Below are 24,042 nucleotides of genomic sequence, written 5' to 3' on the forward strand. Positions count from 1 at the left end.
GGTCGGACGTGGATCGTTGGGGACCGCCGACTGGCCTCCAAGAATCTTAGAAACAATCAACTTTTGTTGATCGGAGGCCAGTTCAAAACTCCTTTGATACGATCGCGCTCCCACTTGATCCATCAAGGAGATGCGGTGGCAGAGGTGATCAGTAGCGCCCAGGAGTTCGGCATTTGGCTTGAGCGACAGCTACGCAAACAGGGCATGACCCAGACTGCTTTGGCAGACATGCTCAACGTGACGCCGGCCGCCGTCTCCGCATGGGTGACCGGGCGGGCCGAACCTCGTGAGGACAGGAAGCGAGCGATAGCCACTGCTCTGGGAACGGATGAGGCCACGGTGTACACCCGCAAGGCCGACGCTGTGACGCGACGCCCGGTCCAGTGGATGCCCCGCCCGGCGCACGCAGACGGGGGTAGGGAGTTCGGCAACGCGGCGGCCTTCGCATTCGAGGCCGACGTCGCTGTGTTGGCGCGGGAGGCAACGCAGAACAGCCTGGACGAGCAGCATGATCCGCATCGGCCGGTACGCGTGCGCTACACGCTCAACGAACTTTCGGGCGAGCATCTCAGGTCTTTTCAGGACGCGTTGCGCTGGAGCGAGATCGAGCCGCACTTGCAAGCTGCGGCCACGCAGAAGCACAAGGTCGGCCGAGTCATAGCCGAGGGTCTGCGCGACATGCACGAGTCCGACACCTTGTTGCTGCTTCGAGTGGACGACTACAACTGCACGGGGCTGACCGGACCTGACTACGGCGACGACAGCAAGTTCGCCGCCGTGCTCAGGGACCAACTCAACAGCCACAAAGGCAGCGGGGTGGCTGGCGGCTCGTACGGATTGGGGAAGATCACTCTCTGGGCGACGAGCCGTCTCGGGCTTGTACTGGTCAATAGCACTTTGTCGCACGCGCATGAGGGACGCCATGAACGGCGTTTCTTTGGGCGTCTCGAACTGCCCTGGCATCAGAACAACGGACAGGCGTATGCCGGACTCGTCAGTCTCGGCGAGGCGGACACGGAACCCGCGCGCGAGGGGGTGGCCCGTTCCTGGTGGGCGGATGAGGAAACTGCCAAGTCCCTGCATCTGGAACGCGAGAACCCGGACCCGGGCACATCGTTCCTCATCGTCGGTGCTCACGATGCTGCAGGCGATGCCGAGAGCTTGCAGGAGATGCACGAAAAGTTGGTTCGGGCATTGGCCGACAACTTTTGGGCCGCCATGACGTCCGGTCGGGACGGCCGTCCTGTGCTGGAAGCCTCCGTGACCACCTTGCGCAACGGCCAAGTGGTGATCCCCGCGGAGAAGGTCGACCCCTCTCGCTACCAGCCCGCTCGGACGCGCGCGCTTAAGGCTTTTCTCGACGGAGAGACCGTCGAACAGCGCACTGACACCGCTCAGGTGGCCATGGCGCACGTCTCGTTGTGGGTGCCACCGCGCAAGGATGCGGGAGTCCGCCCCGGATCCAGCATCGAGCACAAAGCGGTTCTCCTGGTCACTGCGGCGGACGACGAGGACCAGGAGCCCAATCGCCTCGTGTGCATGAGAGGCAATCGCATGACGGTCATGACTCGTCGGGTCACGGACCTCCCCCTGAGCACTGATGCCTTCCAAGCAGTGCTGTTGGCGGGCAAGGCGACCGGAACCACGGGGGACGACGTCGAGCTGGCGGAAATGTTTCTGCGTGCTTCGGAACCTCCGGAACACAACGACTGGACCAAGACGGAAGACCTCGTGACAACGTACGCCCGCGGAGCTCGCGCAAGAATCGACGAGTTCCGTAAGAGCATGACCGCGGCGGTGCGGAGTCTTGTGGGCCGGCGTGAGGCACGCAAGGAGGGCGGCCCGGCCGTCCTTCGAGAACTGCTTCGCATCGACGCGTTTTCGACTGAAGCGCGTCGACCTGAGCGGCATCCCGTGGTCCGCCATGTCGAGGGTGAGGTTGACGCGCGCGGGGCCTGGAACGTCAGGGTCGAGGTCAAACTGCCCAGGCGGGAAGACCCCTGGCTACTCGTGCCGGTGGCCAAGTTCGATGTCCGGTCCGGAGGCAAGCCGTCGGTTGAGTGGGCAAAGCTCATCGCCGGTGAAAACTGTCGAGTGGAGGATGACACGCTGCACTTCGAGCCGGGTGTGGCCATCGCATCCTTCAGCGGAGTCACCGATGCATCCAGCCACCCGGTGGCGGCCCGCCATGCGCGCCTCATCGTCGATCTGCAGAAGGGGAAGGGCGTATCGGCATGAACATCGTGTTCCCTTACAGCACTCTGGGCGGCGAGATCGCATTCGAGGTCACCAAGGCCAAGCTCGACGGCCGGGCCTTGCCTCTCAGCATGATCTCTCGTGAGCAGCGTGTTGTGGCGCTGCATGAGGCCGAACGCTCTCAGTGGGACGAAGCTCGGCTGGATTTGAGAGCCGTGTTGCCTTCGAAGGAGTTGGCGTCCGGGCTCTGGAGTGATGTCGTATGTGTCGCCATCCTGACCGAGGCGGCCACCAACACCCGCACAGTCGCGAAGCTCTCGCCTGTCGACGACGGCAACTGGTCCGGCAGTTTGAGGTTCGCGCGAGATGAGTACCACTCACGCGCCTTCCTCACGATCAACGTGGTGGCCACCGTCGACGGAGAGTCGGGAAGGCTCATTGGCACCGCCGAAGAGACCTGGTCCGTCGAGCTCAACGAACGTACTCCGACGCGGCAGCAAGAGTTGAACATCCAGGAGGTTGACTTCCGGGACGGGCCGTATGAGTGGCTTCGACCGTTCAAAGAGGCACCGTGGCTGGTGGAAACCACGGGAGACATGCCCACCGTGCACCTCAATACCGGGTTCGAAGGCCTTGCCGAATTCCTCAACGGACGTGGTGGGCCCACGGAGAAAGCTGTGCGCGGGGTGCTGGCCGCGCAGATCGCTTCGGAGGCGTGGACGGCGATGTTTCACGCTGCCGTGGGTGATGTTGAGTTGGACGACGATGTACCGCAATGGCCCGCGGGTTGGAAAGACGGGGTGCTGCGCTCGATGCTGCCAGACGTTCTCCCCGAGCTCTCGCCGGCGGATGCTCTCTTGGAGATCCATCTGCGCCGAACCGAGGGAGGCTGGCAGGATCTCCAGCCGCGAATTCAGTACGCGGCGGCCCGTCGTGCGAAGGTCAGCAGAAACCTGGGCAACGGGCTGCGTACTCTGAATCAGAGTGGGGAGTGAGGAGCGGCGATGAAATATTCATCCGCGGATCTGCCTGAGTACTTTTCTTTGGTGCCGGACATTGTGGCTGCCAAGTACTTGACACACAGTGTGCTCTCCGGCAGCGAAGCGCCGCCGAAGGTCGCCCTGCTCCGGTTGGCACAGGGCATAGCCCCGCCTGCTGCACGGTGGAGAGTCGCCCCGGTCCGACAACTGCTCGACGAAGCGCGTCGTAGGCACGAAAATGACAGGGCTGCCGCTGACGGGTGGTTGGCCCCGCGATTGCACGCGACCATGAGGATGACCAGACGGGAAGCGGCGAACAGCGGTCTATGGAACTTCCTCGCACTCGTAGTTGCTCCGGATTATGTGCTTTGGCGTCACAAGGGAGTCACCAAGGAGGGGGTGCGTGCAACGGCGGACCGTTTCGTCGGCGTGCACTACAAGCAGACGTTCGCGCGTTTGTGGTGGGCCGCCGAGATGTTTCGGGATGGCGACGACTACGGTCCAGCGGTATCTGCCTGTGGTGTACAGGACGTACTGAACACTGTATTGCGCTTCGAAGTCATCGATCATCGTCCGACAGCTCGAGCGATAGTTCGCCTTCTGGAATGTGGAGTTGTACGGACCGGACGCGACGTGAACGGCCTGGGTACAGCAATCAACGCTGCTGGAAGCACACTGGTGTATGACGTCCTGGCTCCGGACGATGGCGGGGACGCAGAGGCTCGGCGCTACTGGATCGGCGAAGCCGAGAATGCTCGGCCCATGCCTGTCGATGCCCTGCCGGACGGTCCCGATGACGGACGCATCCCGCAGCATTCGGTGGACGAACTTGCAAAACGCTTCGAAAAGCTCTTTGCCGAAGCTCCGGTACGTGGGAAGGAGCCGGTCTCGGAGGTGCCGCCACCGAGGAGTGGCGTCAGCCTTGACAAGCTCTACTCACCCGGTTAGATGTCGATGGATGGCCCTGGCGAGAGCTCGACCCAGGCCGATCGGAACAGCGTTGCCGATCTGACGTGCGATCTGTACCTTGCTGCCAAACCACTTGAAGTCGAGGGGAAAACCCTGGATCAGGGCGGCTTCGTAGTGAGTGATGGGACGGTTTTCTTTCGGGTGGAGATATCGCCCTTTCTCGGGCTTGTAGAACTCCGTACGGATTGTCACGGACGGCCGATCCTCGCGCAGGCGCCCCATGACGTCGCCCGAACCAGTACTGTGGTTGTCCCAACTTTCCGTAGACAGGTAAGTTTCGATGCCGTTGATGGTGGCTGACTTACCAGTCAGGTCGTGACGATTCCCGCCCGGAGGGATAGCGCGGTATCTGGCCAGCGACAAAGATGTGGGGTTTCGGCCAATATGGAGTTCTGTGGTCTTGTACGGGCCCGGCAGGGCGACGCCCAACGGCTTGTTCGTGCGAGCGGGTAGATCTGTTTTGGGCGCCTTCTTGGGTGTGCGCGAGAACACCGCTTCCCCGACAGAAAGCCATGGACGAAGTTGCTCATGCTCGTCGACTTCGTCCAGGCTCGGTTGGAGCGCATCGGCGTCACGGGAGTGTGTGGGGAGAGGATGTTCCAGTGGGGCGCCGACGTCGTTACGTGTCGCGATCACAATGGCTCGGCGGCGTGCTTGTGGCACACCATAGTCAGCTGCATTGAGGATCTTCCAACGTAGCGTGTAATCGGCCAGTGGCTCGCCTGCTGCCGTAGCCTCCTTGAGGCTTTCGAATTCCTGAGATTTCAGGAAGCGGTCCACATTTTCCAGTACGAAGATTTTGGGTCTGATCGACGCGACTACGCGAACGTATTCAATCCAAAGACGATTACGCGGGTCGTCGGCCTTGGGCTTTTCGGGGTTGTTCCGATGCAAAGCGGAGAAACCTTGGCACGGCGGGCCACCCATGACGACGTCCGCTTCGTCCCTGTATGGGGCAGGGTTCCATGTGGCGATGTCAACGTTGGCAACGTGAGATTGTCCGAAGTTGGCCGCGTACGTAGCGGCTGCCGCCTCGTCGTACTCGACAGCCGCGATGGACTCGAACGGCGAAGACCCGGGGCCGTACGGTTCGTACGCGCGGAAGCCGGCGGAGAAGCCGCCTGCGCCCGAGAACAGGTCGACCACCTTGATCGAAGGGACGCCCGATGGCGTACCGGTGGGTGATTCGGATGAGGCGGTGGTCATGGTGGTGCAGTCTAATAGCGATCACCCAGGTGTGCGGCCAGTCTCTTGTGGCGATGCCTTGTGGGTGCATCGAACTGGGTCTTTACGAAGCCGTGCGAGGCGACTGCCGTAGGGCCCTGGCGACTTCGCGTCCGAGGGCTGCGGCGATCGGGGGCGGTGTCGCTTGGCTGATCTGCCGGTAGGCGGATGTCTTCCGACCCAAGATTTTCCAGTCTGGGGAGAAGCCCTGGAGGAGCGCAACTTGCTCCACTGTGAGCTTGGGGAGCCCGAAGCGAGGCTCCACGTCTCGATTCAACCGAAAGTCGGGTCCCGGAACCCTGTCCCCGATGCTGCCGCCGTAGACGCCCCAGCGTGCCCAGATCGCCTTCGCGCGGCTTGCTCCGAGGTCTGCTCCACCGCGTCCCGTTGCCCCGCCCATGATCAAGGGAGCAGGCTCCGAGGCGTGGGCGGCCCATTCTGCGGCTTCCGGCCAGCCCCCGGAGGACATTGAATCAAAGAGGGTCTGACCAAGGGTGGGGCATGGGCCGGGGCTCGGCTCGGGCCAGCCAAAGCAGGAGAGATCTTCGGCATGCATCGCAATCATGAAGCCGTGCGCACGACGCTGAGGTACGCCGAAGTCCGTGGCAGACAGTACCGCTGAGGTCATCTGGTAGCCCAGGTCCGCAGCGGCGTCCTGCACCTTCTGACGCTCGGCGTCGAATTTTGCGGCTCTGAGGAAAGTCGGAATGGTTTCCAGCAGGAGAACCCGCGGCCTGACGAAGGACGCCATGTCCAGGACGGCCTGCAAGGTGTCCCGCTTGTCCTCCGTAGCCAGTTGCTTGCCCGCCACGGTGTAGGGGGAGCGCGGTAGCCCGCAACTCAGGATGTCGGCGTGGTCCAACGGCGCGTGGTCCAACGGATCGATGCGTTTGAGATCGCCGTGGATCGTGTACCAGTGGGGCCTGTTGTGCGACAGAGTCTCACAACTGTCCTGATCAATGTCGACAGTTGCGGTCACGTCGAACCCTGCTTGCTCCAGGCCCATGGCCTGTCCCCCGACGCCTGCGCACAGTTCGATTGCGGTGAATCGCTGCTCCGACAAGTGCGGCTCCCCCTCCCCACTGCGCGGGCCGCCCCGCGCAGGTTCCAGGGTACGGGGATCGAGGGCGGCAGACGTTGTGCCGATCAAACCTCAGCCCAGCGCGTACCACCATGGCGAAAGATTCAAGGCAAGGACATGTTCATTCCTCGTCCATGTTGATGATCGCTGCGTCCGATGAATCGATGGTGGTGAAGGTGACAACCCTGCCGTCTTTGCTTCGCGCAGAAGCCGGCGCTACGAATGAGAAGGCAATGACGACTTTGCCCGTATCGATCCTGCCCGTTGCTTCTACTTCTGCCTTGTGCTGTGGTTCCACGATTGGGTACAGAACGACGACCCCGCGGTTGGCGCGGACGTACTGCTCGGTGGTCGGATCACCACTGGAAGGCAGTGCCCCTGCGATGCGCAAAGCAACGCCGACATGCTTCGGGTCCCTGATCGCGCCGAAGAGAGGGCCGCGGCGACGGGTGCGGTTGAACCACGAGAATGGCCGATCTCCAGTGCCCAGTATGACCTTCTTGTTGCCCGTTGCGTGCTGAGGGGCGAGGATCACCCAGTCCTCGACCTTGGCGGATGCCGTGATCTCCTTCAGATAAGCGAGATGTGGTGCGAACTGCGCTTCCACTCCCCACTTGAGGGAACAGAGCAGAGAGAGCAGATCGGCGGAAGAGATCACCCCTGTCAGTGCGCTGAACCGATGGGTCGCCGATTCGAAGCTGTAGGAGTACTCGGTCGGAGCGGTTGACAGCGACTCCAACACAGGAGTCCACAGGGAAGTGTTGTGACGAAGCGCCGGAGCGGACGAGGGGTAGGCGGTCGGCTCTTCCCACTGCCCGGGGGAACGCTTTTCGACCAACTGTGCGTTGAACATCTTCTTGGGACTTGTCGGTTTCAACCACGACAAGTGCTGAGACACCAATGGAGGGATCTGCGCAGGTGTCACCTGCGGGCGTCCGTCGATCGTTTCCGCGTATTGTTGAAGCTCATTGCGAAAGGTCTCCTCGTCGCGACAGATCGCCTCGAATGCCTCGTACAGGTCGATGTCCTTTGTGCCCATCGTCTCTTCTCGCCCGAGATACAACCGGACGAGGTCTCGATACCCCTTGCGGAACCCGAACCAGCGCCCCATCTGCATCAAGGTGGAAGCGTTGTTCGTGCGACGGCGATAGTAAGTGACTGTGAGGCCCTCGACGGTAAACCCTCGGGCTAGCTTCTGTCCGCCGATAAGAATTTTCCAGATCGAACGTTTGTCGAAGTCGGCCTCGCCTGTTTCGATGTCCTTGTCGCCATTGACGACGATGATCGGCTGGTCGTCGCCACCGATGCGAATCGCTGCAGCGCCGATGTGGCGTGCCAACTCATCGTAGGAGCTGGGAACAGCTTGCCCTTCTCCCCTGACATGGGAGACGGGGGCGAGGTCGGTTTCGAAGAGTTCCCGCAGGCGCTCGTGACCGCTGGCGCTAGTATACCCAGAATTCCACCACAACTGTGTGACACGGCCGAGAAGCTCACGGTGATGCGCGGTACTGACCGACTCGTGGATCAACATCGTGTGGTGTTGAAAAAAACGATCCCCGAGGCCATTTTCTTCTCGGTAAAGCTTCATCGCAGCGGTGAGAACAAACATGTCCAGGGCCTGCTGGAGAGCTGAATCGTCATCCTCGTCGTCCAGGACGATGTCTCGAACGTGAGCCTTCTCGTTAGAGTTTGCGAACGTGCGCTCCTCCTGTGGGACAACGGAATCCAGGTCGTGGAAGTCCTGGACACCCATGTACCCCTCTGGACGAGGTAGCGAGACGATGAAGTCCTTGGGGAAGATGTCCTCGGCGTCACTCGGGTCGATAAAAACATTGGCGAATGGAGTAGCCGTGTATCCGACATACTGAGCGCGAGGAAGCATCTCCAGTAGTTCCGAGATTTTCCCATTAATTGCCGTGCGCTCTGCATCAGGCTTGTTGAGGTTCGAGGTATTTACGGAAGCCTCGTCGGATTCGTCGTCGATGATCAGGACTGGAATCTCGGAAAGCGGCGTCTTGATTTTATTGAGATCCTTGACCAGCCTGGTGAGGACAGTCTTGTTCTTCTTGACGACCATCAAACGAGCCGACGCCCGGTGCAAATTCCGAGGATCATATAGGGGAACGGCCGGTTCCCGCTTCTCGAACTCAAGGGCTACGATACCCTGCAGCAGACTCTTGTAGTCGTTGTCCCGTGTGGTCATGCGAACAATGTCGAAGCCGCCGAGGGCCGAGGGAAGTCCATTGTGGGACAGGAATTTCCCCTTGGACCAGGCTGGATCGTCGGCATAGTCGGATTCGTATTCTGCCGCTCCGCGCAGGATGTTCTCGCGTCCAACGAGTTCCATGTCGAGACGCCGCTGTGTCTGCGCGCGAAGCAGGTTGAGAGTTCCGCCGAGGACGATGACCAACCGGTACCCGGCGTCCACTGCCTTGGCGATGACGCCAGTGAAGTTTGCAGTCTTGCCCGACTGCACGTAGCCGACCACCAATCCCTTGGATTGGTAGGCAGCCTCATCGGTCGGGTTGGCGAGCCTTTCGACGACACGGTCCGACGCCGAGTCCAGATCGGCCACCGCCGTTTCTGGCCAACCCTTGTCGACCAACAGACGCCTGTAGGCCGGCCAGTACCAGCTCCGGCCCTGCTGAGACTGGGGCGTGTACCAAGGGGTGAAGTCATCGCTGATGACCACCGCGCCAGCGGCCTTGGGCACAGGGATGAGCGCGTTCAGGAGCTTGCGCGTTTCGTCCTGCAGACCCAGGAGGTCAAAGACCGCGGCTCGTCGTTCGTCGGTGCGTGACTCCGTGTCCGACCAGGCAGGTTGCTCGGTGTAGTCCCATTGAGTGAGCTGCTTACGCCAGAGTTCCACCAGCTGATCTGTGGAATGAGAGGAGTAGAGCCTGTTCTGGAAATCCGCTTCGCTGGCGTGAGCTTCTGCCTGCGGACCCTCGTCCTCTGCCTGGTACTCAAGCGCTCGCTGCAGGTTCTTCGGCCGGTTGGCCTGCATTCCTGCGAGGGCCGACTTGTGCAGTGTGAGGCGTACGGCTTCTTCATCGGGCATGGCGATATTCCTAAGACGTTACGGCAGGCGGAATTCGTTCAGAGCTGTGGACGGAGGCGTAACGGTCGGCAGCAATCCGGTGACGTCGATCGTGTACTGAATGTTCGAGATCCGTTCGCTGACGGACTCGGGAAGGAGTGTCGGGTCCAGCCGCGGCACTGCCGAGGCATCAAGAACGAGGGGCTGGGCCCGTGGCGTCCAACGTTCATCGTCGGGGAGATCGTCGGACCAGCCGGCTGCGGCCAGCTTGCTGTCCAAACGAAGCAGGGAAGCCGGAGCATGCTCGGCGACGGAGGCTTTCACGGAGCTTACGCAGTCGGCGAGTGTGCGACCGTTGCTTCCACCGCGTGTGAGTTGCAGTGACGCGAACCAAAGGGGGCGATCCGGTGTCGGGGTGAGCTGTCCGACGCCATGGATCGTATGGCGCCGTTGCTCGGACGCGGTCGTCTTCACCTCGAAGTCAAATTCTGGCAGCCCGAAGTCGTGCTCCTCGCCTTCTGGACCCGTCCATGCTTCAACAGCTGTGGTCCAGCCGTACTCGTCGGCAAAGCCGTTGAGGACGGCCAGCTCACCCATGAGGCCGATACGTTTCTCCGTACTGAAGCCGTGAGGTCTGTTCAGAAGGGCGTTCCATGCCCTTATTGTTTCCGCGTAGGCCTGGTCGAGATTGCGGCCCTGCGTCACGATTCTGTCAGCGATTGCGGACAGGAAGTCGTGAAAGTCACGCATCAAGGTCACTTGTGTAGTTCGAATCCTGGCCAGACGTATGCCACGCTCTGCGATCTGGTCTATACGAATAGCGGCCATGGAAGATCTTGGTGGACGGTGTCTGCGGTCCAGTTCGACGTGCAGTGCTATCTCTTGTCCGCCGTGACCCACGACATACGAAACCTCGGGCCGCGAAGAAGGATCAGAAAGGGGGAAAGTAGTTGCTTGCCCTTTTCCCAGGTAGTATTCGACCTCGGTCCACGGAACATACCTGCCGTCAGCCATCATCGACCACTCCGTTCATTTCTGCCCGAGCCGCCGAGACGAGGATCGCTTGCCAGAGTTGCAGGTTGTCCTTCTCACGGCTTCCGCTGTACTCCTTCTCGAAAACTTGATGAAGCAGGATGTACATCAGAGATTTTAGGAGAGGCGCGTCGTTGAGGCCGCCGCGGCGGCCTCCCAGGATCGCAGATCGGTAGTGTTGATTGAGGATGATGGTACTGTCCTCGCGATCGATCTGGAAAAAGAGTTCATTGTCGAGCTTCTGCCACCGGATCGAAATCGGATCCATGTGCGACATCGTCGGGAGTTCTTCCATCAGTGTTTCACGGACGGCGGGAGCGATTCCCTTTCCGGGAGGAGCAACTGCCTTGCGTGTGGTGCTGGACCTCTTGCGGGAGTCTCGGTAGACCGTATCCGCGTCATTGAAATACTGAAGAAAAGTGTTCCCCTCGGCGTCCGCGGCTTTTTCCAGAGCCGTGGTGAACTCGGGAGAGGTTTCGACCCCGGATTTCTTGACAGTGAGTCGGAAAACATCGCCGAAGTGTCGAGGGAGGTCCACTGCGACACGAGCGAGGGAGAGGTGTTGCTCCGGCTGTCGGAAGTTGTTCCAGCCCCCGGCCTGTACCAGTCGATCGTTCCGATAGAAATAGAACCCCTGACGGTCGATGACAGAACCTACGGCCTTGTACTCGTCGACATTTGACTTTGGCGTCCAAATGTGGGCATCGAGCTTCACGTCGCCCACATGCGGGACGGTGGCGGTGAATAGACGCGGGTATTCAGGATTGCCGCTCACTGGATAGTCGAAGGGGTCCAATGCTTCGACCCCGAAGTCCAGATAAACTGTACCGGTACTGACATCCTCCACGGCGATCGTAATATTGAAGTCGTCCTTCGCGAGAAAGCGATGGAGATAGAGACCCAAGTGCAGGCCCAGCTTGTTAATGGTGCGCTGAAGGTATCGGTCGGTCTGCCCGCCTCCACCATGCTTGGGAAAATCCTTCACCCCATCCCAACGCACCACGGTGCCCTGCCACATGATGGGCCGATCGGCATACCGATCAATGAGGTTCTGTGCATATTGGGGCGCGACAATGTCGCACTGGAATCCGGAGACGGCTCGCTCCATCAACCAGCGGCGTCCCGCTGCTCGGGTCCGTTTGGTTGTGCTGACGAGAGTGACGGCGGAGGCGTGGCTGAGCGAGGCAGACTTCAGACCGGTCCCGAACATGCCCAGTGCTCCTGCGCCGTAGTTACGACGGCCGCCCACGGTCATGGCGATGTCCAGGTCCTCGTCACTCATCCCCTTGCCGTCATCCACGACGAGGAGGCTTACGAGTTGGTCACCGTCTCGGAGGAAGTGGATCACTACATCCTTGGCGCCGGCGTCGATGGAATTGTCCACAAGATCGGCGATGGCCACGTCGAAGCCGTACCCCTGGCTGCTGAGTGCCTCCATGTACCGTGCATCCGGGGGGAGATGCTTGCTCCCGGCAATGGGTACGTCGAACTGCCAGTCGGTGGTCATCGCCTCACCTTGTGGGTCACATCAACCAATATGATCAATAGTGACGGTAGCGCGGGGCGCGGACAACACACAGGAAGTCGCGAGACTTGGCATGCGCCGAGCGGGGCTACACGTGAGGCTTGTGAGACGCATCCGATGTCCCTCTTGCCTCGGCCACCGTCCGGGCAATGTCCGCAGGATGCTCGTGCTCCCAGAAGCGGAGCACGGTCCAACCTATTTGCTTGAGATGCTCCGTGGTCTCGCAGTCACGGGCCATGTTCTTGTCGAGCTTGGTGCGCCACCACTCCGCGTTCGCCTTGGGATGCGTTGCGTGTTGCGGACAACCGTGCCAGAAGCAGCCGTCCAGGAAGATGGCGATCTTCGTCTTGGTGAAGGCGATGTCGATGGTGCGGCGCGGCATGCCCGGGACTGGCACGTTCACTCGATAACGCAGGCCTGCGGCGTGCAGGAGCTTTCGCACCGCGACCTCGGGTGCCGTGTCGCGGGAGCCTTGACGGCTCATGCGGGCGGACACGGCGGGAGAGGATGGCACGGCATCTGACACAAGAGCATTCTGCCGGCCCGGGTGCAGCTGATTCTGTGCCGGGAAGGGGTCGGTTGCCGCGACCTCCTGAGCAGCTCGGAAGCGCCTGGAAGGCGTCAGTTCGGTGGTAAACCCAGGATCGGCCGTCGCCCTCATGATCTCAAAAGCAGGCATCGACCGATCAAGCCTGCGATGAAGTGCAAGATCGAGACCTACGCCAGGTGGTGCAGGGACAGGACAACAGCTCGGGTGCCACCCAGCTGCACCGGCGCGAGAGTCTTCAGGCCTGGGACTTCGCACGGGCCGACCTAGGGTGGTGGTTGGTCCGCCTATCGAAATGTTGCTGTGGGGCCGCCCGCTTCTTTGCAGTGTCGTGCCTCCGCGGACTGCGTCAAGGGCGCTCCCTGCGGTCGTGTCGCCTGCGGCGATCGGCCTGCGGCCGACCCTTGACCCAGTCCGCTCCGGCACGGGGAAGAAGCGAGCGGGCGGCCTGGGGGATGGGGCCCGGGGGAGTGGGGGCAGGGTCGGCTGTTTTGTGTGCCGGGGTTGGGGATGCGCGGTCGCAATTCGGGGGCACGCCGGGTTTGTTGAGCGGCTTGCTGTGAGTGGGGGCGCGCGTGGGCGTCTCGGGGAGGAGTTGTTCCGTCGGGGCTTGTCGCGGAGTGGCTGTGGCTGCCATGTCCGGTGTCGTGAGAGGTGGGTCTGCCGGGGCGGTCTTCAGCATGTGGGCTTCTTTGTTTCCACGGTCAGGCCCAGCACGTTGTGCCACACGTACTGGGAGCTTCCGGTGTGGTACTCGACCAGGATTCCGGTCATGTGTACGTCTGACGATCCGGTGACCTGGAGGTGCAGGACCAGGTTGTTCGCGACCTTCGTGTCGTTCGGTTGGGGGGCGATGGTTGCTCCTACTGCCCTGCGGCGGTGGGGCCAGTCGATGCCCGGCTGGTTGCGGGCCTCTGGAGTCGGGGGCCAGCCGTAGCCGTAGCCGATGGAAGCCGTCGAGTTGGACACGATGAGCGACTCGACCAGGCGCAGACCGATCGGCTTCCTCAGGGTGACCCTGTCGATGACGACTGCCTTGTGGCCGTAGTTGTGCAACTCGTCCCCACCGAACCAGGCGCTGCCGCCCTTCTTCTGCGGGAGGCATTCCTCGCCCGAGCCGGCGTCGGTGTAGTCGGGTCCGTTCAGCGGTCCGTCCGCGGATGTTCCGTGACCTGCTGAGACGCAGCCTGCCATCAGGGCGGCGAACAGGGTCATGGCCGGAAGTGTGCGCCGCCGTACGTTCATTCTGCATCGACTCCCCCGCTGCTGGACTCACCTGTGGCAGCGGCAAGTGGAAGCGATGTGCCAGTGGCCGGGCAACGCCAACCATGTGGATTTTTGCCGTAGTTGGCGATCTGTTTGCGTGGCTTGCCTTCGTGTCCGGGCTGCGTCACGCCCCGCTCAGGAGAAGTCAGCCGCCGTGATGCCCCCCGCGTGGCCCCTCGGCCACTCCACCAGCTCGATCCGGTAGCCGTCCGGGTCCGTCAGCCATGCTGTGCTGGGGCCCAGCGGGCCGCCCGGGTGTTGGGGCGGGCTCGGGGTCAGGCCTGCCTCGGTGAGCCGTGCCAGCGTGTCTGTCAGGGTGTCGACCTGGATTGCCAAGTGGTCGAAGCCGGTGCCCACCTCGACGTGGCCGTCGGTCGGGCGGTGGACCAGTTCCAGGGAGGCGGCCGGTTCGTCCGGGAAGCTGAGGAGCAAGAGGTGGCCTGCGTCGCCGGCCTCCACTCGGCCCAACTCGACGTAGCCCAGAGCGGTGTAGAAGGCCAGCGAGCGGTCCAGGTCGGTGACTCGGTACGAGACGAAGAGCGTTTTCACGCGGACTCCTCGGGGCGGCGCACCCGGTAGCGCAGGTGGGTGACGTCCCGGTCGTCGAGCCGTCGGACCAGGTCGAGTTCGATGTGGCCGGTGCCCAGGTGGTCGAAGAGTCGTCGGCCCTCTCCGAGGAGCACCGGGATCAGGTGGATCTCCATTTCGTCGAGGTGCCCGGCGCGCAGCAGCGCCTGTGCCGCGGACGCTCCGTGGACCATGACCGGCCGGTCACCGGCGGCCTCGCGGGCCTGACGGGCGCAGTCGTCCACGTCGGTGACGAAGCGCGCGTGGCCGGGTGGCGCGTCCCCGTCCGCCACCCGGTGAGTCAGGACGAGGATCGGCACGCCGTCGTGATGGTCGCCATGCCAGCGGCGGGCCAGTTCGAAGGTCCGGCGGCCGGAGATCAGCGCGCCGGTCGCCAGCGCCTCGCGGTAGACCTGGCCGCTGGGGCCGTCGGACTCCCGGTCGTCGAGCCAGTTGAACAGCCGTCCGCCGTCCCGCCCCAGCTCCTGGCCCGGTCGGTCGTCCGGGCCCGCGACATATCCGTCGAGCGACATCGACATGTACAGCCGGATCGGATTCCTCGTCCCGGTCTCCATGGGTCCTCCGTGGCATCGGGTGCGCCGTTCCCCCGTCCGCCGACGGGACGGGAGGTGTCACAGAGGAAGACCTCGGAATGCGGGTGGATTCATCGGTCCGGAGAGACCAAAAGATCGAGGGTGTCGGTCATCGAGGACCGAGGAGCCGGCCCGCGACTCCTCGCGCCCGCCCCCTCCCGACCGCCACCTACTCCCCGTGGCACTCCCCATAGACCCGCCCCGACCCGCACCAGCACGCCGTCCCCCGCTGCGGCGGCCACTCCACCGCGCGGCCCCTCGCCGCCAGGGTCGTGGCGTACTGGGGGAGCAGTGACGCCTCCGCCGGGGACATGCCCTCCGAGGCCGCGAAGGCCTCGTACGACGGGACCGTGCCCGACACGATGCCCAGGTTCGGGGTGCCGGAGGCGGACAGCTCCCGCAGGGAGGCCTCTATCGTCGCCAGGTGCTCCTCGTGGGAGGGGTACTCCGACTCCAGCGAGGGGTACGTCGCCAGCAGCTCCGCCAGTTCGGACGCCGGCCAGTGCAGGACCGCCACCGGGAACGGGCGGGACAACGCCTCGCGGTACGTGCCGAGTTCGGCGCGCAGGCGGCTGATCTCCGCCTGGAGTTCCGCCGGGTTGTCCGAGCCGAGGGACCACACGCGCTTGGGGTCGTGGAGTTCGTCCAGGGAGACCGGGGAGCTGTGCAGGGTGTCCGCCAGGACGTCCCAGTCGTCGTGCGCCAGGCCCAGCATGCGGCGGACGCGGTGGCGGCCGAACAGCAGGGGATGCGTGGAGTACGGCGGCTCCGCGACGTCCGTCAGCAGGACCCTCGCGCCCTCGGTGAACGTCTCCTGCGCCTGCTCCAGCTCGTCGTGGGACTCCAGGGCCTCCGCCACGATCACCCAGGGTGCCGGGTCCCGGGGAGCCGCCGCGCGGACGCCCTCGATGATCGCGCGGGCCTCGGCCTCATGGCCGTACTCCCAGAGGTTCGCGGCCTTCAGGGCACGGACGAGAAACGGGTTCTCCAGGCCGTCCTGCGCGGCCAGCAGGCGGTCGTAGAGGGAGGACGCGGCGGGGCGGTCGCCGGCCAGTTCCAGATGGGCCGCGGCCTGCACGAGCAGGGCCTCGGCGTCCTCGGGATACCGGTCGGCGGTCCGCTCCAGGCGAGCCGCTTCGGCGTTGTGGTCGACGTTCTCGGCAGGCGTGTCGGGGCGCATGGGGGACACCGTACTGCCGATCAGTGACAAAGGAGAGAGAGGTGCAGGCCAGGGGCCGGGTAACACGGAGGACCCCGGCCCGCATCACGCCGGACTCAGATCGTCACGCCGTCGATCTGGAGGGTCTGCACCGCCTTCGCCGCGAACGGCACCGCGACCGACTTCCCGCTCAGGAAGGTGTTGGAGTACGACGTGTACGTGTCGCCGCCCGTCGTCACCGTGTTCCAGCGCGGGACCAGGCCGCCCGAGCCGCCCGTCACCGTGGTGAAGCGGGACAGGTCGAAGGTCAGGGTCTGGGCCGAGGTCGAGGTGTTCAGGGCCACGATGACCAGGCGCCTGGCCGAGGAGTCGTAGGCCGCGACCGCGTTGCTCACACCGGTGTCGAGGATCTTCATCCCGGGGCGGATGTGCCGGCTGAACTGGGCCAGCACGTAGTACTTCGTCTCGATCGCGCCGGCCTGGAGGGTGCCGGCGTCGTACTTGATCACTCCCCAGCCCGCCGTCGGGTCCATGACCTGCCAGTAGACCCAGGCCGTGGGGTGCAGCCAGCGGAAGTCGTAGAGGAGGTTGAAGGCCGTGGTGTAACCGGTGCCGTCGCCGTCGCCGGTCTCGGAGTTCCACAGCTTCTTGCCGGCCGTCGTGACGACGTCCGTGTACAACAGGTCCCTACGGCCGCCCGAGCCCTGGTAGCCGTGCACGTTGACCTGGTTGACGTACCCCTTCGTGGTCGAGCTGAAGGAGTTCCAGGTGGTGCGGGCGAGGTCGTAACTCGTCTCGTCCGAGGCCGAGATCCGCACCCCGGTCAGGCCGCGGTTGTTCAACTCGCTGCGCAGGTACGGCAGTACGGCGGCCTGGACCGTCGAGTCCATGTGGCAGCCCTCCTGCGTGCCGGTCGCCGTCCACCAGGACGAGGAGGGCTCGTTGAAGGCGTCGACCGTCGAGAAGTTCACGCCCCAGTTGTTCTTGGCGTAGAGGGCCACCGAGGCGAGGTGGGAGGCGTGCTGGCGGTAGTTCCAGGACTGGAGGTTGTTGCCGCCGCCGGAGGCGCCGGAGGGGTTGTGGTTCAGACACATCCACCACATGGGGGAGTTGGCGAACAGCTCCGAAGTGGCCCCGCGTGACGTCGCCTTGACCAGCATCGCCCGCTGGTTGGCGTCCGCCGTCCAGTCCCAGGCCGAGGAGGTCGGGTCCTCGTTGTTCCAGTCCTGCCAGTAGCCCTCGATCTGCTTGAAGGCGGGGATGTTCGCCGACGCGACCATCGCCTCGCCGCCCACGGTGTTCCAGCTGCACGCGCCCAGGTTGTAGCGGGCGATGTTGAGGCCGAGGCCGGGCAGCGAAGTGCCGTTGTAGGTGGTCGACTTGGTGGTGAAGAAGATGTCGGCGAAGTCGTCCCGCGCCCCGAACACATTGGCCCACCAGGCCAGGGAGGTGCCCCAGCCCTCCCAAGTGCCGTAGGAGGTCCCGGGGTTGACCGCGATCGTGGCGTCCGCGCGGGCGGTACCGGTGGCCAGTGCGCTGCCGAGGAGGGTGCCTCCTGCGGCTGTCAGCAGCGTTCTGCGTCGGATCATTGCTACTCCGAACTCCGAGGGGCGACGCGGCGTCCCGCCGGCGTCGTAGCCCGTCCCGTTCATGCCACGACGAAGCATCGGGTGTGGCCAGTGGGGTTGTCGAGAGTTCTGACATCCCTTTCTAAAACCAGTGGAAGAAGTGCGGCATCTCGGACGGGCCGTGCCTCCGCGCGTCTGCCTCTGGTGAGTTGGAGGTAGGGCCCCTATCGTGCGGCCGCATGCGGTCCCGCATCGTGCACCACGGCATCCGCCGCCGACGCGCCCGGCGCCGCCGTGCGCTGTGGACCGGCGGCGAGGTCCTGGTGACCGTCGGGGTCGTCCTCATGCTGCTCGTCGTCCATCAGCTGTGGTGGACCAACCGCGAGGCCCGCGAGGGCGCCCGGCGCAAGGTGGAGGCGCTGGAGCGGCAGTGGGGGCAGGAGGGCGAGGACCTCGGCACGGCCGACGGTCCCACCACGGGCGAGGGCGACTCCGTCACCGGATCCGGCAAGGACTCCTCCACCGCGGCCGGGTCACCCCGCTCCGGCAACTCCACCCGCTCACAGCCCAGTTGGTCGGGGGCCTATGCCGTCCTCGTCATCCCCCGCCTGCACCTCCGCGTGCCCGTCGCCGAGGGCGTCGGCAAGCAGAGCGTGCTCAACAAGGGGTACGTCGGCCACTACCCCGGCACCGGACAGCCGGGCCAGGTCGGCAACTTCGCGCTCGCCGGACACCGCAACACCCACGGCGAGCCCTTCCGGTACCTCAACCGCCTCGAGCCCGGGGACACCGTCCGGGTGGAGACGCGGAGCGCGGTCCACACGTACGCCGTGGACAGGACCCTGCGCCAGACCTCGGCCCGCGACTCGGGGGTGATCCGCCCGGTCCCGCGCTCGTCGGTCCACCCCTCCTACGGCTACACCGCGCCCGGCTGGTTCCTCACCCTCACCACGTGCACCCCGGAGTACACGTCCCGGTACCGGCTGGTGGTGTGGGGCGTCCTGGTCTCGACGCGGCCGCGTTGACGGGGTCAGTGCTCCCGCAGCGCCACCACACTCGCCGCCGCCACCAGCGCCAGCCCGGCCGAGACCAGCATCGCGAGGTCCGAGCCATGGGCGAGACCGCTGCCGGACGAGGTGGCGATCGCGATCGTCAGGGCGACCCCGGCGCAGGATCCGATGTACCGGAAGGTCTGCTGGGCGCCCGAGCCCATCGCCGCCCGGCCCGCCGGGACGGACTCCACGGCGATCAGCGGGAGTGCCGCGTTCAGCAGGCCGCTGCCGACACCGGCGATCACCAGACCGGGGAGCAGCCGCACCCAGGAGCCCGCGTCGAGCGAGCCCAGCATGGTCAGCACACCGGCCGCGTGCAGCAGGAAGCCGAGCGCCAGCTGCCAGCGCGGCGGCACCCGGCCCGCGAGGCGCCTGACCTGGAGGGCCACCGCGAAGGACAGGCCGGACCAAAGCAGGAAGAGCCAGGCCGTGTGCATCGCGCTCATGCCGAGGGTCTGCTGGAGGAGGGCCGGCAGGAAGCTGAACAGGCCGATCACCGCGAACCCCGTGAACAGACCGCCGGAGGAGGAGGCGAGGAAGCGGCGGTGGCGCAGCAGACCCAGGTCGATCATCGGGGTCGCCGACCGCCGCTCGACCACGGCGAACAGGCCCAGCAGCAGGACGGAGGCCAGCAACAGCAGGGCCACCGGCGCCCGCAGCCAGCCGTCCCGGCCCAGCGTGAGCGCCGCGACCAGGGCGACCAGGGCGAGCCCGAAGGTCACGGCTCCCGGGAGGTCGGGGCGGCCGCCGCGCGGGGCCCGGGACTCCGACAACAGGCGTGCGGACAGGGCGGCCACGAGCACGAGGGCGGCGCCGAGAACGCCGTACGACACGCGCCAGTTCGGCATCGCGCCGCCCAGCAGCGGGCCGACCGCGATGCCGCCGCTCACGAACGCGCCCCAGACGCCGGTCGCGTGCAGCCGGCCCCGCGGTGAGGGGAACGCGTGCACGATCAGGCCCAGGCTGCTCGCGAGGAGCGCCGCGCTGGCCGCGCCCTGGGCGATCCGGGCCAGGGTGAACGGCAAGGTCGAGGAGGTCAGCGCGCCGAGGGCGGTGATGAGGCCGAGCGCCAGGGTGCCCGCGACGAAGATCCGGCGACGCCCGTAGTCGTCGGCGAGGGAGCCGGCGACCAGGAGGAGGGCGGCGAGGCCGAGCGGGGTGCCGTTCAGGAGCCAGGCCTGGGCGGACAGCGGGGTGTGCAGGTCGGCGGCGACCTCGGGGAGCGTGACCATCGGCGCCGTGTACGTCATCAGGGCCACGGCGGTGGCGGCGCTGGTCAGGGCGAGGGTGGCGCGGGGGTGGGACGACGACTCCGGGGGCGGTGCCGGCGGCTTCACCTCGGCGAGAGTTCGTTCATTGAACCTTGGCATGCGGACGACCGTAGCAGAGTAGGTTCGGTCATTGAACCCATGGCGGGAAAATGGTTACAGTGGGCGTCATGGCACTGGGCAAGGACTACACGTCACAGCAATGCTCGATCGCCCGCGCACTGGAGGTCGTCGGCGAGCGCTGGACCCTGCTCGTCGTCCGCGACGCCCTCTACGGCGTCCGGCGCTACAACGACTTCCTGGTCCACCTCGGCATCCCGCGCGCGGTCCTCGCCGCCCGCCTCCAGATGCTCACCGAGGAGGGCATCCTCGAAAAGCGCCGGTACCAGGAGTCCCCGCCGCGCGACGAGTACGTCCTCACCGAGCGCGGCACCGCCCTGTGGCCGACCCTGCGCGCCCTCAGCCGCTGGGGCCGCGAGCACCACGGCGACAGCGTGCTCCTCGTCTTCCAGCACGCCGACTGCGGCACCGAACTCGGCTCGTACGGCGAATGCCCCGCCTGCGGGATCGTCGTACCGGTCGAGGACGTCCTCATGCTGCCGGGGCCGGGCCTCGACCCCGAGCCCCCGAACCCGGTCAGCCGGGCTCTGCGCAGGCCGAAGAGGCTCTTGCAGCCGGTCGTGGTCGATCAGGTATAACCGGGGGAGGACGCGTCCGCAGGGAGAGAAGCCGGCGGATTCACCTACGTCGCCATGAGAATCGCCGGAGAGGGGGAGTGGTCATGAGCCGGAGCTGGACGTCGGTGCGTCCCGTCGCCGTGCTGCTGCTCCTCGTCCTCGACCTCGTCCTGCTCGACACCGGCAGCCTCTCCGCCGCCGTCGCGCTCGCCGCGACCGCCGCGGCCGGCTCCGCCTTCGCCGCCTGCTCGCTGCTCGCCTCGCGCTGCGCACCCGCCGTGCCGCCCACCCGGGTCCGTACGGCCATCCGCGACCGGGACCGCCGTACGGCCTTCCTCCCCCAGCGCGACCCCGACGCCAAGGGCCGCCCCCGGCCCCGAGCCCCCGGTCACGCCCTCCGGACGACCACCGCGTAGGGCTTCACCTCCGTAGCAGTGCACCCCGCGCGGGTCGTCATGCCGCCTTTCACCGTTCCGGCACGACGAGACCCCCGGAGGGCTCACCCATGTCTGTCTTCGCCGACCTGGTCCAGCACCTGGCCGACCTGCTCCACCCTCTCTTCGGCGCCACCGCGGCCGCCGCCGCGATCGTCCTGTTCACCGCTCTCGTACGACTGCTCGTGCACCCCCTGTCCCGCGCCGCCGCCCGCGGTCAGAAGGCCCGCACGAGGCTCCAGCCGAAGATCGCCGAGCTGCGGAGGAAGCACAAGGACAGCCCCGAGAAGCTCCAGAAGGCCGTGATGGAACTGCACGCCGAGGAGAAGGTCTCACCGTTCTCCGGCTGCCTGCCCGGCCTCTTCCAGATGCCTGCGTTCTTCCTGCTGTACCACCTCTTCTCCAACACCACGATCGGCGGCCGGGCCAACGCGCTGCTGGGCCACGAGCTGTTCGCCGCGCCGCTCGGGGGGCGCTGGGCGGACGCGCTCGGGGACGGCGGGGTGTTCGGGGGAGCCGGGCTCGTCTACGTCTGCCTGTTCGTGTTCGTGATCGTGGTGGCGACCTTCAACTACCGCCGGACCAAGCGGATGATGGCCGCGAACCCGGTCGTGCCGGTGACGGACGGGCAGCCGGTGCCCGGTGCGGGTGCGGTGGGCAAACTCATGCCGTACATGTCCTTCTTCACTCTCTTCACCGTGGCGGTGGTGCCGCTCGCGGCCGCGCTGTACGTCGTGACCAGCTCGACGTGGGCGGCGGTGGAGCGGGCGGTGCTCTACCGCTGAACGGTCCGGTGCGCCACCGGTGACAGGTCCGGGGCCTCTCGCTGACCGGTCCGGTGTCTCACCGCTGACCAGTCCAGTCCGTGAACCGGGTATTGCGGAGTGGACGGTGACCTTGGAGGATCGACCAGTCCTCCGATGGCTGCACCCCTCGGAGGGCGGCCCCGCGATCGAGGGAGAAAGTGACCATGAAGCTGCTGCGAGTCGGAACGCCGGGCACGGAGAGGCCCGCCCTGCTCGACGCCGACGGGGTCCTGCGGGACCTGTCCGGTGTCGTGGACGACATCGACGGGACGCTGCTCGCCGACGACGCGGCACTCGGCCGTATCCGCGCGGCCGCGGAGTCCGGGGAGCTGCCGGTGCTCGACGCGACCGGGCTGCGGGTCGGGCCGCCGCTCGCGCGGATCGGGAAGATCGTCTGCATCGGGCTCAACTACCACGACCACGCCCGCGAGACGGGGGCCGAGCCGCCCGCCGAGCCGGTGATCTTCTTCAAGGCCGCGGACACGGTGGTCGGGCCCCACGACACGGTTCTGGTGCCGCGGAAGTCGGAGAAGACCGACTGGGAGGTCGAGCTGGCGGTCGTCATCGGACGTACGGCCCGGTATCTGGAGTCCGTGGAGGAGGGGCTCGCCCATGTCGCCGGGTACGCGATCTCGCACGACGTGTCCGAGCGGGAGTTCCAGATCGAGCGCGGCGGGACCTGGGACAAGGGGAAGAACTGCGAGACGTTCAACCCCCTGGGGCCGTGGCTGGTGACGGCGGACGAGGTGGGCGATCCCCAGGATCTCTCGCTGAAGCTGTGGGTCAACGGCGAGCTGAAGCAGAACGGCACGACCGCCGAGCAGATCTTCCCCGTGGGCGAAGTGGTGCGCTACGTCAGCCAGTTCATGACCCTCTACCCCGGTGACGTCATCAACACCGGTACGCCGGCGGGGGTCGCGATGGGGGAGCCCGAGCCCAAGCCGTATCTGCGGGCGGGGGACGTGGTGGAGCTGGAGATCTCGGGGCTCGGGCGTCAGCGGCAGGAGTTCAAGGATGCGTAGACGCTCCGCGGGGAGAACCGGGGGACCGCGCGCAGTCCGGCGACCGCGGGCCGTCGGTGGTTTGTCGCGCCCACGCGGCGGAGCCGCACATCGATACAGCCCCGCGTCCCTGAAAACCTCAGGCCAGCAAGGATGCGAGCTTGCGCCAGGCCTCCCTCGGAAGGCTGTAGCGCGGGCCGCCGTCCACGATCTGGAGGGCCACGTGGTCCGCGCCCGCCGCGAGGTACTCGTCGATACGGGCGCGGATCCTCTCGTCCGTGCCCCAGGCGTACACCGCGTCGACCAGCCGGTCGCTGCCGCCGTCCTTGAGGTCGTCCTCCGTGAAGCCGTTGCGGAGGAAGTTGTTGGTGTAGTTGGGCAGGCCGAGGTAGATGGCCAGGTAGTCACGGGCCAGGGCGCGGGCGCGGCTCGGGTCGCTGTCCAGCACCACCTTCAGCTCCGGGATCAACAGGGGCCCCTCGCCCAGGAGTTCACGGGACTTCGCCGTCTGCTCGGCGGTGACCAGGTACGGGATGGAGCCGGCCGAACGGTTCCGGGCGAGCTCGGTGGTCCTGGGGCCCAGGGCGGCCAGCACCCGGCCCTCGGCCGGAACTCCCGCCCCGTCCAGGGCGTCCAGGTAGGCGACCAGGGCCGAGTACGGGCGGCGGTACTGCTCCGCCAGCTTGGCGTGGCTGACCCCCAGACCCAGGGCGAAGCGGCCGGGGTGGGCGGTGTTCAGTTCGGTGAAGCTCGCCGCGGTGGTCTCGGGTCCGTGGTCCCAGATGCTCTGGACGCTGGTGCCGACGACCAGCCGGGAGGTCGCGTCCAGGAGCGGGGCGGCGTGGGCGGCGGAGCTGCTGCCGCCGAGCCAGATCGCGCCGAACCCGAGTTCCTCCAACTCGGCGGCGGCCTCCGCGCGTTCGCCCCCGAGAGCCGGGTCCTCGCCGCGCAGACCGCCGCCGTTCCAGATGCCGTACTTGCCGATGATCTCCCTCATGGCAGGTGCCAACGTGGGAGAGCCCGGCGATAATCCCCGCTCCGCCAACGGTTCTTGCCG

Annotated in this window: 21 protein-coding genes; 8 read left to right on the top strand and 13 right to left on the bottom strand. The window is 65.6% G+C overall.

Features of this window, described 5'->3' with window-relative positions; all coding sequences use genetic code 11:
* The first annotated feature begins 135 nt into the window (after positions 1–135).
* Genes ACFULQ_RS19455 through ACFULQ_RS19465 form a run of 3 tightly spaced genes read left to right on the top strand, consistent with a single transcriptional unit; the run spans position 136 to position 4,124 of the window.
* Entirely contained in the window at positions 136–2,238 is a 2,103-nt protein-coding gene (locus ACFULQ_RS19455) for a helix-turn-helix domain-containing protein (protein WP_383545423.1), read from the top strand.
* Entirely contained in the window at positions 2,235–3,191 is a 957-nt protein-coding gene (locus tag ACFULQ_RS19460; protein ID WP_383545426.1) for a hypothetical protein, read from the top strand. Before ACFULQ_RS19455 ends, ACFULQ_RS19460 begins: the two co-directional genes overlap by 4 nt.
* 9 nt (positions 3,192–3,200) lie before the next feature.
* Positions 3,201–4,124, top strand: a complete 924-nt coding sequence (locus ACFULQ_RS19465) for a DUF6339 family protein (RefSeq protein ID WP_383545428.1) — start codon at positions 3,201–3,203, stop codon at positions 4,122–4,124.
* Here the strand turns inward: ACFULQ_RS19465 and ACFULQ_RS19470 are convergent.
* The 11 genes from ACFULQ_RS19470 to ACFULQ_RS19520 form a co-directional block, all read right to left on the bottom strand.
* Positions 4,113–5,351, bottom strand: a complete 1,239-nt coding sequence (locus tag ACFULQ_RS19470) for a DNA cytosine methyltransferase (protein ID WP_383545431.1) — start codon at positions 5,349–5,351, stop codon at positions 4,113–4,115. The genes ACFULQ_RS19465 and ACFULQ_RS19470 overlap by 12 nt on opposite strands.
* A gap of 82 nt (positions 5,352–5,433) precedes the next feature.
* Positions 5,434–6,432 (bottom strand): DNA cytosine methyltransferase, encoded by a 999-nt coding sequence (locus ACFULQ_RS19475; RefSeq protein WP_383545434.1) that lies wholly within the window; start codon positions 6,430–6,432, stop codon positions 5,434–5,436.
* A gap of 139 nt (positions 6,433–6,571) precedes the next feature.
* Positions 6,572–9,511, bottom strand: a complete 2,940-nt coding sequence (locus ACFULQ_RS19480) for a Z1 domain-containing protein (protein WP_383545437.1) — start codon at positions 9,509–9,511, stop codon at positions 6,572–6,574.
* Between the two features lie 18 nt (positions 9,512–9,529).
* Positions 9,530–10,507, bottom strand: a complete 978-nt coding sequence (locus ACFULQ_RS19485; RefSeq protein WP_383545440.1) for a PD-(D/E)XK motif protein — start codon at positions 10,505–10,507, stop codon at positions 9,530–9,532.
* The gene (locus ACFULQ_RS19490) at positions 10,497–12,029 is read right to left on the bottom strand and encodes an ATP-binding protein (protein ID WP_383545443.1); all 1,533 of its coding nucleotides are present in this window, start codon (positions 12,027–12,029) and stop codon (positions 10,497–10,499) included. Before ACFULQ_RS19490 ends, ACFULQ_RS19485 begins: the two co-directional genes overlap by 11 nt.
* 106 nt (positions 12,030–12,135) lie before the next feature.
* Positions 12,136–12,531: a very short patch repair endonuclease gene (locus ACFULQ_RS19495; protein WP_383545608.1), complete on the bottom strand. Its 396-nt coding sequence runs from the start codon at positions 12,529–12,531 to the stop codon at positions 12,136–12,138.
* A 738-nt stretch (positions 12,532–13,269) separates the two neighbouring features.
* A complete protein-coding gene (locus tag ACFULQ_RS19500) occupies positions 13,270–13,809 on the bottom strand; it encodes a hypothetical protein (RefSeq protein WP_383545446.1) in 540 nt (179 codons plus the stop codon).
* 186 nt (positions 13,810–13,995) lie between these two features.
* Complete coding sequence (locus ACFULQ_RS19505; protein WP_383545448.1) at positions 13,996–14,409, bottom strand: VOC family protein; 414 nt, start codon at positions 14,407–14,409, stop codon at positions 13,996–13,998.
* Positions 14,406–15,002: a dihydrofolate reductase family protein gene (locus ACFULQ_RS19510; RefSeq protein ID WP_383545451.1), complete on the bottom strand. Its 597-nt coding sequence runs from the start codon at positions 15,000–15,002 to the stop codon at positions 14,406–14,408. The genes ACFULQ_RS19505 and ACFULQ_RS19510 overlap by 4 nt, the downstream gene beginning before the upstream one ends.
* 187 nt (positions 15,003–15,189) lie before the next feature.
* Positions 15,190–16,200 carry an SEC-C metal-binding domain-containing protein gene (locus ACFULQ_RS19515; protein ID WP_383545454.1) on the bottom strand — a complete coding sequence of 337 codons (1,011 nt, stop codon included), beginning with the start codon at positions 16,198–16,200 and terminating at the stop codon, positions 15,190–15,192.
* Between the two features lie 95 nt (positions 16,201–16,295).
* On the bottom strand, positions 16,296–17,768 hold the full coding sequence (locus tag ACFULQ_RS19520; protein ID WP_383545457.1) for a beta-1,6-galactanase: 1,473 nt from the start codon (positions 17,766–17,768) through the stop codon (positions 16,296–16,298).
* Positions 17,769–17,986: 218 nt separating this feature from the next.
* Here ACFULQ_RS19520 and ACFULQ_RS19525 point away from each other — a divergent pair, with 218 nt between their 5' ends.
* The gene (locus ACFULQ_RS19525) at positions 17,987–18,772 is read left to right on the top strand and encodes a class E sortase (RefSeq protein ID WP_383545460.1); all 786 of its coding nucleotides are present in this window, start codon (positions 17,987–17,989) and stop codon (positions 18,770–18,772) included.
* 5 nt (positions 18,773–18,777) lie between these two features.
* On the opposite strand, the gene ACFULQ_RS19530 is transcribed toward ACFULQ_RS19525, so the two are convergent.
* Entirely contained in the window at positions 18,778–20,169 is a 1,392-nt protein-coding gene (locus ACFULQ_RS19530; RefSeq protein ID WP_383545463.1) for an MFS transporter, read from the bottom strand.
* A gap of 68 nt (positions 20,170–20,237) precedes the next feature.
* Here ACFULQ_RS19530 and ACFULQ_RS19535 point away from each other — a divergent pair, with 68 nt between their 5' ends.
* The 4 genes from ACFULQ_RS19535 to ACFULQ_RS19550 all read left to right on the top strand — a co-directional run bounded on the left by ACFULQ_RS19535 (position 20,238) and on the right by ACFULQ_RS19550 (position 23,006).
* Positions 20,238–20,765 carry a winged helix-turn-helix transcriptional regulator gene (locus tag ACFULQ_RS19535; protein WP_383545466.1) on the top strand — a complete coding sequence of 176 codons (528 nt, stop codon included), beginning with the start codon at positions 20,238–20,240 and terminating at the stop codon, positions 20,763–20,765.
* An 83-nt stretch (positions 20,766–20,848) separates the two neighbouring features.
* Positions 20,849–21,160: a DUF6412 domain-containing protein gene (locus tag ACFULQ_RS19540; protein WP_383545469.1), complete on the top strand. Its 312-nt coding sequence runs from the start codon at positions 20,849–20,851 to the stop codon at positions 21,158–21,160.
* An 89-nt stretch (positions 21,161–21,249) separates the two neighbouring features.
* Positions 21,250–21,963: a YidC/Oxa1 family membrane protein insertase gene (locus tag ACFULQ_RS19545; protein ID WP_383545472.1), complete on the top strand. Its 714-nt coding sequence runs from the start codon at positions 21,250–21,252 to the stop codon at positions 21,961–21,963.
* A 185-nt stretch (positions 21,964–22,148) separates the two neighbouring features.
* Positions 22,149–23,006 (top strand): fumarylacetoacetate hydrolase family protein, encoded by an 858-nt coding sequence (locus tag ACFULQ_RS19550; protein ID WP_383545475.1) that lies wholly within the window; start codon positions 22,149–22,151, stop codon positions 23,004–23,006.
* A gap of 118 nt (positions 23,007–23,124) precedes the next feature.
* On the opposite strand, the gene ACFULQ_RS19555 is transcribed toward ACFULQ_RS19550, so the two are convergent.
* Positions 23,125–23,982 (bottom strand): LLM class F420-dependent oxidoreductase, encoded by an 858-nt coding sequence (locus ACFULQ_RS19555; RefSeq protein ID WP_383545478.1) that lies wholly within the window; start codon positions 23,980–23,982, stop codon positions 23,125–23,127.
* Between the last annotated feature and the right edge of the window lie 60 nt (positions 23,983–24,042).

This window comes from Streptomyces sp. NPDC057253 (genome assembly GCF_042669125.1).
GTDB lineage: Bacteria > Actinomycetota > Actinomycetes > Streptomycetales > Streptomycetaceae > Streptomyces.